The sequence below is a fragment of the Streptococcus sp. ALY_211 genome (assembly GCF_058314555.1).
In genome coordinates, this window is the sequence record NZ_JBZFUN010000008.1 from 39,221 (window position 1) to 55,288 (window position 16,068).

12 protein-coding genes are annotated in these 16,068 nt (G+C 45.3%); 1 reads left to right on the forward strand and 11 read right to left on the reverse strand.

The genetic code is table 11. From position 1 onward, the window contains the following. Positions 1 to 672: 672 nt before the first annotated feature. From AC4HAJ_RS07085 to AC4HAJ_RS07135, 11 genes are all read right to left on the reverse strand, one after another. Positions 673 to 1,431 (reverse strand): ABC transporter ATP-binding protein, encoded by a 759-nt coding sequence (locus AC4HAJ_RS07085; RefSeq protein ID WP_491079469.1) that lies wholly within the window; start codon positions 1,429 to 1,431, stop codon positions 673 to 675. After that, the gene (locus tag AC4HAJ_RS07090; protein WP_491079470.1) at positions 1,428 to 2,291 is read right to left on the reverse strand and encodes an ABC transporter permease; all 864 of its coding nucleotides are present in this window, start codon (positions 2,289 to 2,291) and stop codon (positions 1,428 to 1,430) included. The genes AC4HAJ_RS07085 and AC4HAJ_RS07090 overlap by 4 nt, the downstream gene beginning before the upstream one ends. Before the next feature lie 234 nt (positions 2,292 to 2,525). Next, entirely contained in the window at positions 2,526 to 3,530 is a 1,005-nt protein-coding gene (trpX, locus tag AC4HAJ_RS07095; RefSeq protein WP_491079471.1) for a tryptophan ABC transporter substrate-binding protein, read from the reverse strand. An 845-nt stretch (positions 3,531 to 4,375) separates the two neighbouring features. Continuing rightward, positions 4,376 to 5,212 (reverse strand): SDR family oxidoreductase, encoded by an 837-nt coding sequence (locus tag AC4HAJ_RS07100; protein ID WP_491079472.1) that lies wholly within the window; start codon positions 5,210 to 5,212, stop codon positions 4,376 to 4,378. A gap of 1 nt (position 5,213) precedes the next feature. After that, complete coding sequence (locus AC4HAJ_RS07105) at positions 5,214 to 6,734, reverse strand: ABC transporter permease/substrate-binding protein (protein ID WP_491079473.1); 1,521 nt, start codon at positions 6,732 to 6,734, stop codon at positions 5,214 to 5,216. After that, positions 6,718 to 7,455, reverse strand: coding sequence for an ABC transporter ATP-binding protein (locus tag AC4HAJ_RS07110; protein ID WP_491079474.1), 738 nt, complete (start codon positions 7,453 to 7,455; stop codon positions 6,718 to 6,720). The genes AC4HAJ_RS07105 and AC4HAJ_RS07110 overlap by 17 nt, the downstream gene beginning before the upstream one ends. After that, entirely contained in the window at positions 7,452 to 7,880 is a 429-nt protein-coding gene (locus tag AC4HAJ_RS07115) for a MarR family winged helix-turn-helix transcriptional regulator (RefSeq protein WP_491079475.1), read from the reverse strand. Before AC4HAJ_RS07115 ends, AC4HAJ_RS07110 begins: the two co-directional genes overlap by 4 nt. Then, positions 7,867 to 8,844 (reverse strand): zinc-binding dehydrogenase, encoded by a 978-nt coding sequence (locus AC4HAJ_RS07120; protein WP_491079476.1) that lies wholly within the window; start codon positions 8,842 to 8,844, stop codon positions 7,867 to 7,869. The genes AC4HAJ_RS07115 and AC4HAJ_RS07120 overlap by 14 nt, the downstream gene beginning before the upstream one ends. A 379-nt stretch (positions 8,845 to 9,223) precedes the next feature. Next, complete coding sequence (locus AC4HAJ_RS07125; RefSeq protein ID WP_491079477.1) at positions 9,224 to 9,430, reverse strand: hypothetical protein; 207 nt, start codon at positions 9,428 to 9,430, stop codon at positions 9,224 to 9,226. A 241-nt stretch (positions 9,431 to 9,671) separates the two neighbouring features. Beyond that, the gene (locus tag AC4HAJ_RS07130; protein WP_491079478.1) at positions 9,672 to 12,842 is read right to left on the reverse strand and encodes an SbcC/MukB-like Walker B domain-containing protein; all 3,171 of its coding nucleotides are present in this window, start codon (positions 12,840 to 12,842) and stop codon (positions 9,672 to 9,674) included. A gap of 1 nt (position 12,843) precedes the next feature. Continuing rightward, positions 12,844 to 14,043, reverse strand: a complete 1,200-nt coding sequence (locus tag AC4HAJ_RS07135) for an exonuclease SbcCD subunit D (protein WP_491079479.1) — start codon at positions 14,041 to 14,043, stop codon at positions 12,844 to 12,846. 233 nt (positions 14,044 to 14,276) lie between these two features. On the opposite strand from AC4HAJ_RS07135, the gene AC4HAJ_RS07140 reads away from it, so the two are divergent. After that, positions 14,277 to 15,932, forward strand: coding sequence for an Rqc2 family fibronectin-binding protein (locus AC4HAJ_RS07140; protein ID WP_491079480.1), 1,656 nt, complete (start codon positions 14,277 to 14,279; stop codon positions 15,930 to 15,932). The last annotated feature ends 136 nt before the right edge of the window (positions 15,933 to 16,068 follow it).

Consider the following 16,068-nt stretch of genomic DNA (forward strand, 5'->3'; position numbering starts at 1 on the left):
TTTGGCTGCTTTATATTCCATATTATGGTTTCCATTATAATATATTGTCTATCTCAATCAAGCAAAAAAGAGAGAATGCCAAAGATTCTCTCTAAGATTAATAAGCAAGCGAGAAGCCTAAAATCAAGGCAAGGGGAGACATGGCCTTAATAGTCTTTAAGTTATTTCTTTTCATAATCACTCATCCTACTTTCTACTTAATGCTTATGATTTTTATGCTTGTCTATAAAGAAATATAGGGCACACAATACGATAACAATCCTTATAATTGAAATGACCTGGCCAACTGTTTGCATCATGTTATTTGCTGATTTTTGCATAATATCATCAATTATGCCTAATGCAAAAAATAATATTAGGAGTATAGCGGCTATACGTCGTCTATTCATATCTCGATCCTCACTATTCATTTATAAAATTTTTACAACTATATTTAGTCTGTATGAATTTTCTTCAATCATTTACAACAAACAAGATATTCCAACTTATGATCCATTTAAAACCTATACGGGGTATCGCTAAGATCACTCTGCCCCCTATTCTACAACGATCACGTAGAGGACGCAAGATAGTATCAAAAACACCCCAATCGTTAGATTTTTTGGCTAACTTTTGGAGTGCGGTTCAAATCAGACCTTTCTTTTTATATCCGTTACAGCTGAGTGATCCTATTTACTCAAACACAGCATAATAATCGGCTAGGGTCATGCCTTCTTTTTCGTCTTTATTGAGGTCTTGGATGATCTTGCCCTCCTTCATGACAATGAGGCGGTTACCGTATTTGAGAGCATCCTCCATATGGTGGGTGATCATGAGGCCTGTCAGCTGGTCCTTGGTCATCATCTTATCTGTCAGGGTCATAAGAGCCTGACTGGTCTTGGGATCAAGGGCAGCTGTGTGCTCGTCTAAAAGTAAGAGGTCTGGACGCTTGACAGTAGCCATGAGCAAGCTCAGAGCTTGGCGCTGTCCGCCTGAGAGCGAGCCTGTCGGTGTTTCTAAGTGCTTTTCAAGACCATTACCGATCTGCTCGATTAGGGTTTGAAACTCAGCCTTGTGAGCCTGAATCTTTCGTGGCACTAGACCTCGGCTTTCCCCACGGTACTTGGCAACGAGGAGGTTCTCAGCCACGGTCATACGTGGTGCTGTTCCCATCTTTGGATCCTGGAAGACACGAGCGACATACTTGGCCCGTTTTTGGGCAGGAAGGTGGGTGACGTCCTCTCCCATAATCTCAATACTGCCTTTGCTCAAGGGTAAGGTACCAGCAATAACATTGAAAAGGGTCGATTTCCCAGCTCCATTGCCACCAAGGATGGTCAAGAAATCATGCTCATAGATTGTGAGACTGACATCATCTAAGATGATTTTTTCCTCATCATAGCCGTTATTAATTGCCACAGTGGCATGCTTTAATTCTACTACTTTTGTCATCGTGATAAGCTCACCCCCTTAAAGAACTTTTCCTTGAGTCTTGGCACCATGAGAAAGACTGCCAAGATGACTGCGCTAAAGAGCTTGAGGTAGTTGGTATTGAAGCCCAGTGCCACAACCGCCCAGATCAAAATTTGATAGAAAATGGAGCCAATGACAATGGCTACCATACGCTCTAGCATGGTCAGGTTGCTAAACATGACTTCACCGATGATGATGCTGGCAAGCCCAATGACGATAACACCGATCCCTTTGGAAACATCAGCATAGCCGTCCTGCTGGCTGACTAAGGCACCGGCGAGGGCGATAATACCGTTTGAGACAACCAAGCCCATCAGTTCCATATTGTCCGTATGGATGCCAAAGGAGCGAGCCATCTCACGGTTATCCCCAGTGGCGATATAGGCTTGACCGAGGCGGGTATTGAGGAAAAAGATACTAGCTGCAATCACGAAAACCACTACTAGGACTCCCATGACAAGGAGGTTAAGATTACTGCTAAAAGGGAGAGCATCTTGCAGACGCTTATGATTGAGCAGACCGATATTGGAGCGCTTCATGATCATGAGCATGATCGAATTACAAGAGGTCATGACCAAGATCCCTGCTAACAAGGTCGGAATCTTACCACGTGTATAGAGGAGCCCTGTTGCTAACCCTGCTAGGCACCCAGCCAAAACGGCTGCCAGCGTTGCAAGGAGGGGGTTCACGCCATTGACCATAAGGGTCACAGCGACAGCTCCCCCCAGTGGAAAGCTCCCTTCTGTCGTCATATCTGGGAAATCTAGGATCCTAAACGTCAGATAAATCCCTATTCCCAACACAGCCCATAGCAGGCCTTGAGAAATTACAGCTATCATAATATTATCTCCTGATACTCATTTTATTGATGTTGTTATCTGTCATACCTAGATGGGAACTGCCCTATTTGCAGGCAGCTCCCTATTTTTCCTGGCATCGCTTAACGGCTTTGTATCTTGTTAGAATTGAACACGCCTACGATGCTGGGAAAAAAGAATCGCCTTCCTCAAATCTCAGGTTTTATCAGGCGGCTCCCTATTTTTCTTGGCATCGCTTAACGGCTTTGTATCTTGTTATTTAATCACTACGCCTGATTTTTCTGCTTCTTTAAGTGTTTTATCTGGGACAGTGATGTTGAGCTTTTTAGCCGTTTTGAGGTTGATGGAGGGGCTGCCGGTGTCAATGACTTTGACAGGTAGGTCACCGATTGTTTTCCCCTTTAGGACTTGAGCGGTCATCTTACCAGTCTCGACACCGATATCGTACTGGCTTTGATAGATAGAGCCAAGTCCTCCTTGCTCTAGCATGGTATCAACACTTGGATAAATCGGCAGTTTATGGCTATCTGCGATGGAGACAACCGTTGTAAAAGCACTGGCAATAGTATTATCTTGAGGAATCCAGAGGGCATCGACTTCCTTGGCCATGACATTCATAGTCGTCGTGATTTCATTGGTAGAGGGTACCGCATACTTTTTGATACGATAGCCAGCAGATTTAGCTGTTTGTTCAAATCCCTTGACTTGAGAGACAGAATTATCCTCACCACTGGCATAGAGGACACCGATCGTTTTGACCTCGGGTGTCAAGGTTTTAATCAGATCAACGGTATCTTTGACAGGGATTTGGTTGGACGTCCCTGAGACGTTGCCACCGGGGTGTTTCATATCTGAGACCAACTTGGCACCGAGTGGATCGCTGATACCTGCCATGACGACTGGTGTATCCTTGCTAGCATTGGCTAGACCTTGGGCTGCGGGAGTTGCAATCCCAACGAGGACATCGTTATCATTGTCTGCCAGCTGCTTACTCATGGTAGAGATTTTGGACTGATCGCCTTCTGCATTGAGGTATTGGATCTTGATCTTGTCACCAGAATAGCCCTCTTTTTTTAGCTCATCTACGATCCCTTTATTGATCTGATCCAAAGCATCGTGAGTCACCAGCTGTAGGATACCGACCTTGACAACCTTGTCTTTTTGGCTAGGACGGCCAAGACCGGTCTCGTCATGGACTACCAAGGCTATAGTAAAGAGAATCAAAAGGGTCAGAACACCCCATAAGCGCTTGTTTTTCATAGAAAACCTCCACACATAAATTGCTAACAAGAAAGTATTGGGCTAATCCAGAGTCAGACAATGATAGGTCTTTAATCACTATAAAAGCCCTCACATTCACTTAGGAATGTGAGGGCGTCTAGTCCACGCGGTGCCACCTCAATTAGAAAACTAATCTCAAGTTTTCCATCTCATGATCGTCTAACAACGATCAAGCAGGGTAAGGTCTGCTAAACCTGAAGGACTATGTCTTATCCTCAATCTCTAGCTCACATCTGCGAAGCCAAACAGCCCAATCTTCAGCTGCCCCACTACCTGTTCACAGTTCCCACAGGCTCCCTGAAAGCAAGTACAGCTTACTATTTCTGTTGACATTATTATACACAAATTAAAAGAGGAGTCAACAGGAATTTTGTAAAATTTAAAAATTCAGAATAAATTAAACCTATTCTACCTGAACTTTACAAAGGTAACATTGCAACATCGTGTCAGTTATTTAAGGTATAGAAGCGATAATAATAAGATCTCATGATTTTTGATATGCTATAGTGTATATGTAAGATAACGTATAACAACATAATCTAAATTGTAGCATTTTCGGAACAACAGGTCTATTTGCGGAATAACATTTAGCCTTTTGCGGAACAATAGTGATTATTAATACTATCACCTAAAACTGAATAGCCATATTCTCCACCAATACAACAAGCTGGGATTCTACACCATAGATCCTTTTAAATTATTGCTCAGCTCAATTATGCCTTCACCCGTGGTCATATATGCTCCATACTTAACATCAGTAAAGAGTATTAATAAAGGACTGAAATGTCTATAATACCGTTTCAGTCCTTTTTATTTTTATGAGCTTATTTTTTATCTAAATATTCTTTCAAGCTGGTTGCTGGTCTGCCTAGCACACGCTGGATGTCTGAGCTTATGGCCGCTAGCTCGCCATTGGCAATGGCGGTATAAGTGCTGACCCAGCCATCGTATTCCCAGTCCTGCGCTGGCCAAGCCTTACGAGAGGCATAGGCTTCCTCAATCGTTTCTTCCATGTAGGAGACGGGTTTGTCCAGCTCCTTACCAACTATGGCAGCGATCTCTGCCATGCTCAGACTTTCTGGGCCTGTCATATCCAAGATTTGATTGTGGTAGGCTGCTGGCTCTTTTAAGACCTTAGCTAGGACAGCTACCACGTCCTCACGTACGACTGCTGAGACACGACCTTGCCCAGCAGGCCCTTTGATTTCTCCGTACTCTTGGCAGAGTTCCACGAAAAAGTCCATGTAAAAATTATCCCGAATAAAGGTATAGGTGAAACCTAGGTCTTTGATATAGTCCTCCGTCCAAGCATGGTCACGGGCATAGGTGAAGGTAGCATCTTCACTGGCTTCTAAAAAGCTGGTATAGATGATATGCTTAACGCCAGCATTCTTAGCAGCATCGATCAATCCTTTATGAACCTGAATACGATTTTTGTCCTCTCTGGCTGATACCATAAAGAGGACATCGACACCATCCAGTGCCGCTAGGGTAGCTGGACTTTGATCATAGTAGGCTTCATGGATGGTCATCCCTGCTAACTGCGGTGCCCGCTCGGGTGAGCGAGCTAGCAATCGAGCGGGAATATGGTTATGGGCCAATTCTTGAGCAAGACGGCCACCGAGATAGCCTGTTACACCTGTTATAGCTAGGGTTGTCATACTAATCTTTCTCCTTTATTAATCCTTCTTTTACCAGGTAGTCGTGGGCGACAGCCTTGGCTGACTTGCCCTTGACATCAACCTGATAGTTCATCTCTGTCATCTCTTCAGCTGTGATTTTACCAGAGAGTTTATTGAGGGTCGGCTTTAGCTCAGGGTGTTCTTTTAATAAGCCCTTTCTCAGAAGCGGTGCTCCCTGATAGGGAGGAAAGAGGTGCTTGTCGTCCTCTAAGACTTTTAGCTTATACTGTTTGATCTGGCTGTCGGTTGAATACACATCGATGAGATTCACTTCCTTATGCTTGATCGCCTGATAGCGTAAGCTAGGCTCCATACTCTTGTAATTAAAAGAGAGTTGATAGAGCTTTTCAAGCCCAGGGTAACCGTCACTACGGTCAGTAAATTCTGGTGAAAATCCGGCAGTCAGCTGATTTTGAACCTTGGCTAAATCAGAGATCTGACTGAGGTGTTGCTCCTTGGCAAAGTCCTTGCGGACCGCTAGGGCATAGGTGTTTTGATAGGCCGTCGGCTTGAGGTAATCGAGGCCATCTTGCTGCTTGATTCCATCTCGGGCTTGCTGGTAAACCTGCTTAGCATCGGTCGATGATGAAGGTGGCGATTGCAGCAGACTTGAGGTCACTGTTCCCGTAAATTCAGGATAGATGTCAATATTACCAGATTTCAGCGCCTGATAAAGAAAATCTGTCTTACCAAAATTGGACTTGAGCTCCACAGACATATCTGTATCTTGCTCGATGAGCTCTTGGTACATGTGAATGAGAATATCTGGTTCTGCTCCTAACTTTCCAGCAATGACGATGGTATCCTGCTGGCTCGACATAGGCCAGACGCTAGGGATAAAGGCACCTAGAAAAAGTACAGCTAGGCTGATGAGTACCGTCTTGATCTTGGAGCGCTCCAAGAGCTTGAGACCAATATTGAAAGCAATAGCCAAGAGGGCAGCTGAGATTGCTCCAATCAGAATAAGGGCACTATTGCTGCGGTCAATCCCCAGAGTGATAAAGGTTCCCAGACCTCCTGCACCAATGAGGGCAGCTAGGGTTGCTGTCCCGATGATCATGACAGCAGATGTCCTAATACCAGAGACGATTACTGGCATGGCTAGCGACAGCTCAAAGGTTTTGAGGCGCTCCCATCGGGTCATCCCAAAGGCTGTCCCAGCCTCAATCAAGCTAGGATCGACACCACGAAGTCCTGTAATAGTCGCTTGCAAAATGGGAAAAACGGCATAGAGTACTAGGGCAATGATGGCAGGAAGCGTCCCGATCCCAACCAAGGGAATCAAGAGTCCCAGCAAGGCTAAGGACGGAATAGTCTGTAGAACACCTGTTCCCTGGAGAGCTAGCTCACTGGCCCTATCCTTACGGCAGAGTATCATGCCCAGAGGTAGCGCGATCAAGATAGCAATCAAGAGGGATAAGAGCGATAATTGTAAGTGCTCGATTAGGGCACTCACCCAGTCGCTGTAGCGCTCCTGAAAGGTATTAATGAGTTCGGTCATAGCGGTCACCTCCGAATAAATCTGCTACAAAGTCACTTGCTGGCTGCTCTAAGATCTCCTTAGGCGCACCTATCTGGATGATCTCTCCCTCGTGCAGCACAGCAATACGATCAGCCAATTTCAGTGCCTCATCTGTATCATGGGTGACAAAGACGACGGTTATACCAAGCTCATGATGCAAGTCCTTGGTCAGGTCTTGTAGCTGCTTGCGTGAGATGGCATCCAGGGCAGAGAAGGGTTCATCCATCAAAAGAATATTGGGATCAGCGACTATAGCACGGATGATACCGACTCGCTGCTGCTCACCGCCAGAGAGATCCCTAGGATAGCGGTTGCCATACTCACTAGCTGGCAAGCCAACCTTATCCAGCAGTTCTTGCGCTTTTTCTCGGGCCTTGTCCTTGGGCCACTGCTTCATCTCAGGGATAAGCAGGACATTCTCTAAGACGGTGAGGTTAGGAAAGAGGGCAATCTGCTGGAGGACATAACCCATAGACAGGCGCATCTCCCTGAGATCCAGTTTATCCTGCGCTTGCCCATCAATCGCAATCTGACCGGCAGTTGGCTCAATCAGACGATTGATCATCTTAAGCAAGGTCGTCTTACCAGAGCCAGACGGGCCGACCAAGACTAAGAACTCTCCCTTTTCAACCTCAAAGCTCTGCTCTCTTAGCACGGTCTTATCACCGAAGGTCTTGGTGACTTTATCAAATCTAATCATAAGTTCTCCAATTCTTTATAGAGGGATTGACTGTACTTGGCAGTCAGTCTGGATAAGCTGGCTTGCTCTTCCTGCGTTAGGCTTGCCATAGCCCGCTTTTCTGCTGCATCTAAGGGGTCGATAATCCCTGCAGCATAAGAGAGACCTTGATCGCTTAGCAAGACCAGCTTGTGGCGCTTGTCTTCTGTGTTTTCAGCAAGTATGACATAGCCCTTTTCTCGCCAGTTTTTAATCAGGGCATGTACCACTTGCTTGGTCGACTGGGTACGATCAGCCAAAAAACGTTGGGTCAGACCTGTCGGTACTCGGTAGAGCCAGAGAAGAATGAGGAGGGCCTTGCCATTGAGGCCATGCTTTCTAGCATAGTTCTCATTAATGGACATGAGCTCATCAAAGGCACGGTTGAACTGTTTAGTGGCCTGCATAACTCTCATCCTCCACTTTTACAATGACCTTGCCATAAGTTTGGGGATTATCCAAATAGCGGTGGGCGTCTTGGATTTGCTCTAGACTAAAAATGGCTTGTGGAGCTACTGCTACCTGGTATCGCTCAATGAAGTCAAAGAGCTCCTGCCACTCTCTCTCAGAGACATTGCCTGAGTAGAAGGTTGTCAAATAAGCATTTTGGCGTAGATCATAGGTCGGATCAAAATTTTCCAGAAACCACTGACCTCCCAGCAGACCAGTACTTGCAATGATCCCTTGAGGACGGATATGAGATAGGCTATCTTTGATCGTTTTTGGACCGACAAGCTCAAGAATTTTATCAAAACGCTCATTAGTCTCCAGTGTCCCCTCCTGATCCAAAATAGTCTGATCAAATCCTTCATGCCTAAGTTGGTCTGACTGAGTTAGACGACGGATAGAGCCGTAGAGCTGGATATGTGGATAGGCTGCTTTTGCCAGTCTAGCAAAGGCTAGGCCAACACCTGACGATGCCGCACGAACCAGTACTCTTTCACCATCCTTGATTTGAAGCTGCTTGAGTGATCCGTAGGCTGTATAGTAAGTCTCTGGAACTGCCGCAAACTCTTCCCAGGATAAGTTAGTGCTGACTGGAAAAATCTGATGGTTGGGAACTAGGACATACTGGGCATAAGATCCATCAAAAGCACGTCCCATCTCTCCCATCGTTGAGAGCACTGTTTGTCCGATTGGTAGTCTTGATTGATCTGTCGTCTCATGGATAACTCCTACGCACTCAATGCCTAAAATTCTCGGGAAGCTCACACTTGGGGAGTGACCCTGACGTGTAAAAATCTCAGAACGATTAATGCCAAACCCCTTGACCTTAATCAAAGACCAGCCTTGCTTGATCTCGGGCTTGGGCAAATCTATCAGTTCTAGAACCTCTGGCCCTCCTGGCTTCCTAACTTGAACAGCTTTCATCAGCTCACCTCTTTCTGGCTAACTATTTTTAGATTAGTTTATACTAGCAGATCTAATTAGTCAAATATTTTGACTAATTGACCTAAAATAACCACCAGTTCACACTGATGGTTTAGACGTTATATAACTTTGGCTTATCACCTGCTATGGCTGGTAGATCCTATTATTTAAGATTAATAATGACACCCGCCACCATATTGATCAGGGAGGCTATGATCCCTATACTGCTTAAAATGATAGGCAATTTATAGTTATTGTTGGGTTCATTGCTATTTTTACTCGCACCAATAGCTAGTCCAATAACACCTAGTATAAGCCCTAAAATAGGTGGAAAAATAGCAAAAAATAGTGATAGGATTCCTATTAAGTCTTGTTAAAATTATTTTTTTGTGAATAAGTATTGTAGTATTATAAGAGCATATTTACCATATCTTAACAACATATACAAAGTAAAAACTATCCCAATAAGGGAAATAAAAAATTTCACCCTCTCATCTGTTATTATTTTGCGTAGAATAGATATAGTAAGTATTGTACCTGCATATAAACCACAAATCACGATAGTGGTATTACTGGGATTTTTCATAACAACTCCTTTAAATCAATCGTATACATTTGCGTAGCAGCCCATTGAATCTAAAGCCACCCTATTCATAAGAATTCTTCCTAAATGACGTTTCATCTTGTGATAGTTTCGTAATAAATCTTCATCCTATTTTACAGCGTGGCCGCGACTTGAAAAACTTTATGAAAATTTACGCTCTTATTCTAATGCTTATATTTTTCTTAAACAAGACATTTTTGTCTCATTTGTTTATATTTTTCTATCACACCTCAATTTCGATATGGCTCCTGGCGTCGCTGTGTTTGGTGATGAGGAGCTTTTGTTGGATGGTATTTTTCATTTCCTTGACATGGCTGATGACGCCGACCATACGATTTTGACCGATTTGCTCCAGTACTGCAATCGCTTTATCCAGCGTTTCTTCATCCAGTGAACCAAAGCCTTCGTCAATAAAGAGCGCTTCTATCAAAGCACCATTGCTGGCATTTTGTACCACTTCTGACAGGGATAGGGCGATGGCTAGAGAGGCGATGAAGGTCTCCCCACCAGATAGGGAGTTGGCAGGGATCTCCTTATTGGTCAGGCGGTTGTAGATATTGATGTCAAGACCAGACTGACTGTTACCAATCTGACGGTCAGAGAGGACAAACTCAAATTGCTGATCACTGAGGAGACCAATGTAGTGGGCATTGGCATAGTCTAGTATCTCCTCTAAGTGCTCTTGGATGATATAGGTCTCTAGCTTGAGACGCTGCTGGCCCTTCTCACCCCCGCTGATGATATTTTTAAGGCTGGTCAGCTGATTGAACTGCTCTTGTTTTTGATCCGTCTTTGCCATGAGGCCTTCTATAGCAGTGAGCAGGTCATGGAGCTGTTCTTGCTGCCGTCTGGCATTAGTCAAGTCTTCTAGGGACTGATGGAGCTGGGCTTGGGCTTGCTCAAGGGCTTCTTGGTAGTCGGTCAGGTCCGGTCTTTCTTTATCAGCCAACTGGACTTGAAGCTGGTCGATATTAGATTTGAGGAGCTGGGCTTTTTCTTGATAGGCTGTTAGCCAGTGATTGAGCTGGTCTAGCTGCCCTTGTTGAATAGCCTGGAGCCATTGATTCAGCGTCTCACGGTCAGCTGTTTGGGCTTGGGGCTGTGAAAGCGCCTGATCAATCTGATCCGTCAAGCTCTTGAGGGAGTCTGTCTCAGTCTGTTGATACTCCTGCTGACTAGCCAAACGCCCCTGCAGGGCTGATAGCTCCTCCTTGCCTTGACTAAGGGCTGTTTGCTTGCTGTCTAGTTGTTGACGAAAGGCTTGATAATCAGCCTGGATGGTCTTGATTTCCTGATCATAAACATCAGGGGCTTTAAGCTCAGGGTAGGTCTCGGTCAGCGTCTGGATGGCAGTTGCTGCCAGTTCAACTTGACCGTGAATGCCTGATAATTCCAAACTGATGGTTTGCTTATCGCTTGAGAGGTCTTGGAGTTTTTTCGTGAGCGTGCTCTGTTCTTTATTTTGCTGTTCCTGCTGGGTCAGCAGGGCTTGGTAGGCCTTGGAGAGCATCTCTAGCAAGGCTTGACCTGCTTCTTTGCTGTAGATGTCTGGTGAAGTCCAGTCGATCTGATTGGCAGAGAGATAGTCCTCTAGGTCTTGCTGGGCTTGATGAAGGGCTGATAGGACTTGCTTCTGCTGCTTTTGATTCTTGGTCAGAGACGCTTGGATTTGCTCCAGCTGTATTTCTTGGGCCTGCAGGCGCTGGGTCACTTGCTGATAAGATTGCTCAAGAGCCTGCACTTCTGCCATAAGGGTCAGGAGATGGCTAGTGTCTGTAGGAGTGTGGACAGCTGGATGGTCCAAGGCTCCACAGACAGGACAGGGCTGACCTTCAGCCAACTGACTCTGCAGCTGGGCAATCATCAGCTGGGTCTGATCTTTGCGCTTTTCTGTCAGGCTGATGCTCAACTGATCTCGCTCCTTAGTCAAAGTGCTGATGGTCGTTTCGAGATTATCTCGTTGCTGAGTTAGGGACTGGGCTTCTTCTTGTAATTGCACCTGCTGATCTAGTCTAGGATTTAGCTGCTGAGCTTGGTGCTTAGTAACCCAGTCCACGTGCTCTCTGGCCAGCTCAAGACTTTCAGGCTGGATCTGATTGGCTTCTTGCTTTTGCTGCTCGACAAGGAGAGCCTCCTCATGCTTTGAGAGCAGATTGAGACGTTCTCGGACTTCTTTTTCTTGCTTTTTGAGATCATCTAGGAGCGCTTTTTGATTGGCTAGCTCTCTGGCATTGATGAGGGCTTGATGAAGGGTGTTAAGGGAGTCTTGAGCTGCTTCTTTGCTCTCTTTTTGCTCGTTTAGCTGAGCTAGGTCCTGCTCCAGCGGTAGCAAAGCCGCTTCTTTTTGCTGGATCTGGTGGTTAAGGCAGGTGATATCCTGGGCTAAGTTTGTCAGGCTTCGTTTTTTTTGAGTTTCTGCTTGAAGGAGGTCTGCCAGGCCAGCTGCAAAATCTAGCTGGGCTTTGTAGGAGCGATGAGACTGATAGAGATCCTCTTGATCGATAATATCTGTTTGGTATTGAACCTGTTTTTGCGCCAATTCGTCAAATTTATTCGATAAGGTTTGGGCGCTAGTCAGGTGGTCTTGGGCTTGTTGGACCAACTGGGCTTGGACTTGCTGATGGTCTTGGCTGCTTTTTAATCGCTCAGAGGCTAGCTTGAGGTAGTCTTGGGCTAAACGCCAGCGCTCTTGAGGTGACTGTCCTTCAAAACTGGAGCGCTCCTCTTGGCTCCAAATCTGACTCTTGTAAAGGCTGTCCAGTTGATCTGTCAGCTGACCTTGCTCTTGATTGGCTTTAGACCAGGTTTGATTGAGAGCTTTTTCAAAGCGCTCAAAAATCTGAGTACCAAAGATCTGTCTGAGCATGGGAATCTTATCATTGGTCGGTGCCTTGAGAAACTTGCTGAACTGATACTGGGGGAGCAGGATAATCTGCTTGAACTGATCACCATTGAGCTGGAGGAGGTCTTCTACTGCTTGGGTTGTCGGTTTTGATTTCGTGGCCAACTTGTCTAGCTCTAGACCATCGACATCATCTACAACTGTTAAACTAGCTTCCTTGGTCCCAATCCCTGGTCCCCTATCCATCCCTTTACGGGGCTTGAGGTCCAGTTCACGCTCTACACGGTAGGTATTGTTGTGGTGCTCAAAGTAGAAGACCACGCGCGTCCTAGAATCCTTAAGACTAGCGAAGGTCGAGCGCAGCTCACTGACATCACGCTCACCCGATGTGGTATTAAAAAGAGCGTAGGTCATGGCATCGAAGATACTCGATTTTCCAGCACCAGTCCGACCACTGATCAAAAAAAGGGAGCTGTCATCAAAAGCCCTAAAATCGACTACTTCCTTACGAAAGGGGCCAAAATTGGTCATTTCTATTTTAAGGGGTCTCATCTTAATCCTCCTTCAAGCTAGCAAAGATTTCGGTGACCACTTGTTCTTGATAGGCAGACAGGGACTGACCACCTGTCATATCCTTATAAAACTGAGCCAGCATGTCCTCATCAGAAGGTCGCTTGCCCAGTCCTCTAGGATCTATCTTGCTTCTGGTCAAGCGCTGATGCGGCTTGGTCTCTACGATCCGTAAGTCAACAATCTCCCTGCCATAGATCTCCTCAAGTTGGGCACGGATGTTGACACCTTCTAAGGCTTTTCTATCCTCGACTTGGATCTCAAATGCAAAGCGAGCTTGGTGGCAGGGGTAGGCTTGATAGAAGCTCTTATCTGTGAGCTGCTCGAAACTGCCTTCAAGAACATAAAATTCCTTGTAGGGTTTCAGTGGATAAAAGGTCTTGGTCACTTGGTGCCCCTCAATATCAAGGAGATAAACTCCCTTGATATCTTGACGCTTAGCCTCATCTCTATTAAAGATCAAAGGACTGCCACTGTAAACGACAGTCTCACTAGGACTGGCAAGGCGGGTATGAATATGCCCCAGAGCGACATAGTCAAAATCATGAAATAGGTCACTCGTCAGCGTCGCAAGTCCGCCAACAGTTCTCGTCGTCTCAGAGAGCATCTGCTGGCGTAAGGCTTCTTGATCCTCGTCGCTTTCACCTTTTGCCACTGCAAAATGACTGACCAGGACATGGGCCTTGTCAGGATCAAAGTGTGACTTCATATCCTCGATCACTCGCTTCACCGCCTGATCAATCTCTCTAATCTCAGCATCTTGATAGTAGAGTCTTGCATCGATCGGATCTATAAAAGGAAGCAGAAAGATCTGGGCTTCCGGTGTTTCTACAGGTATAAAGGCATCTTGGAGCTGGGAGACCAGGTGAAATCCCTGACGCTTAAAGAAACTCTGACCAAAGGTCATACGCTTAGCACTGTCATGATTTCCTGTGATAGCATAGACAGGAATACCTAAGTCAAAGAGCAGATGATTGATGGTCTCGTCAAAGAGCTTGACCGCTTCAACAGGTGGAAGACCACGATCATAGAGATCTCCTGCAATGATAATCCCATCTACTTCTTGGTGCTTGGCTAAGACCATCATCTCAGCTAGGATATGGGCTTGATCCTGGATCAGACTACTACCATTTTGATTGAGCTGACGGCCTATGTGCCAATCAGCGGTGTGTAATAATTTCATAAGGCTCCTCATTTGGTGACTTTTATTATAGTATAGCACGATTTTGTTAGTTTGTAACTTAACCAACTGCTATAATCCGCTGACTTTTCATTCATCATTCCCCACTTATCGTCTTATAGTGTGATATAATAAGGATCGCCAATCAACTGTGGGGAGCTGGGACAACCAAATCACAATCGTGTTTTAACAGGATTGACTGATTGGATCTCTCTCTCGATTAGAAAGGGGATATCATGTCATTCGATGGCTTTTTCCTACACCATTTGACTCAAGAGCTCCGTGATCAGGTGCTTTATGGCCGCATTCAAAAGGTCAACCAACCTTTTGAACACGAGCTTGTCTTGACCATTCGTAATAACCGGCAGAGCTACAAGCTGTTGCTATCTGCCCACCCTGTCTTTGGTCGCATTCAGGTGACACAAGCAAACTTTGTCAATCCGCAAAACCCTAATACCTATACCATGATCATGCGAAAGTATCTACAAGGAGCTGTTATTGAAGACATTCAGCAGGTTGAAAATGACCGCATTCTGGAGATGACCATCTCTAATAAAAATGAAATAGGAGATCATATCAAGGTTGCCCTCATCATTGAAATCATGGGGAAACATAGCAATATCATCTTGATCGATAAGAATGAATCACGGATTATCGAATCGATCAAGCATGTCGGTTTTTCACAAAATAGCTATCGGACTATCCTCCCTGGCTCCACTTATGTCAGTCCACCTAAGACTCAGGCTCAGGATCCCTTTACCATCGCTGATGAGAAACTCTTTGAGATCTTACAGACTCAAGAGCTTGAGGTAAAGACTTTTCAAGGGCTCTTTCAAGGGTTAGGGCGTGATACGGCTCAAGAATTGCTCAAGCAACTGGGTGATGAACGGTTTAAAAATTTTCGGCATTTCTTTGCCCAGAAGGCAGCACCCAGCTTGACTCAAAAGAGCTTTTCAGCCGTCGGTTTTTCAGACAGTCACCAGAGTTTTGCTAGTTTGTCTGAACTTCTCGATCACTATTTCCAAGACAAGGCAGAGCGCGATAGGGTAGCTCAGCAAGCCAGTGACTTGATCCACCGTGTGCAAAATGAACTGGAAAAAAATAAAAAAAAGCTGCTTAAGCAAGAAAAGGAATTGGCGGCTACTGAAAAGGCGGAAGATTTTCGGCAGAAAGGTGAACTCCTCACGACCTATCTCAGCATGGTGCCAAATAACCAGCCCAGTGTCACGCTAGATAACTACTACACTGGTGATCCACTGACTATCAGCTTGGATGTCAGTCTAACGCCTAGCCAGAATGCACAGCGCTACTTTAAGAAATATCAAAAATTAAAAGAGGCAGTCAAACATCTCAATGGCCTGATTGAAGACACCAAGCAAACTATTGCCTACTTTGAAAGTGTTGAGCTGGCTCTGTCTCAGGCTTCATTAGATGAAGTAGCAGAGATCCGTGAAGAGCTGGTCGAAACTGGCTTTATGAGACGCCGTTCAACCGATAAGCGACAAAAGCGTAAAAAACCCGAGCAATATCTGGCTAGCGATGGTAAGACGATTATCATGGTTGGGCGCAATAATCTACAAAATGAAGAACTCACCTTTAAACTGGCTAAAAAGGGGGAGCTCTGGTTCCATGCCAAAGATATTCCTGGTAGTCATGTGATTATCAAGGATAATCTTGACCCAAGTGATGAGGTTAAGACAGATGCTGCCGAACTAGCTGCCTACTACTCCAAGGCTCGTCTGTCTAACCTGGTACAGGTCGATATGATCGATAATAAAAAACTTCATAAACCAACAGGTGCTAAACCTGGTTTTGTTACCTATACCGGTCAAAAGACCCTTCGGGTTACGCCAGATGAAGCTAAAATTCTAGCTATGAAAATCACATCGTAGTCTCTATAGTATCAAGCACAAAAAAGTCTAGGATCATCAGAGGACCTAGACTTTTATTAATAGCCTTGCTATCTTAATTGGAAGAACCCGTCATAGGATAGGCAAAAATGTGATAATACGACCCTATATTGATGAC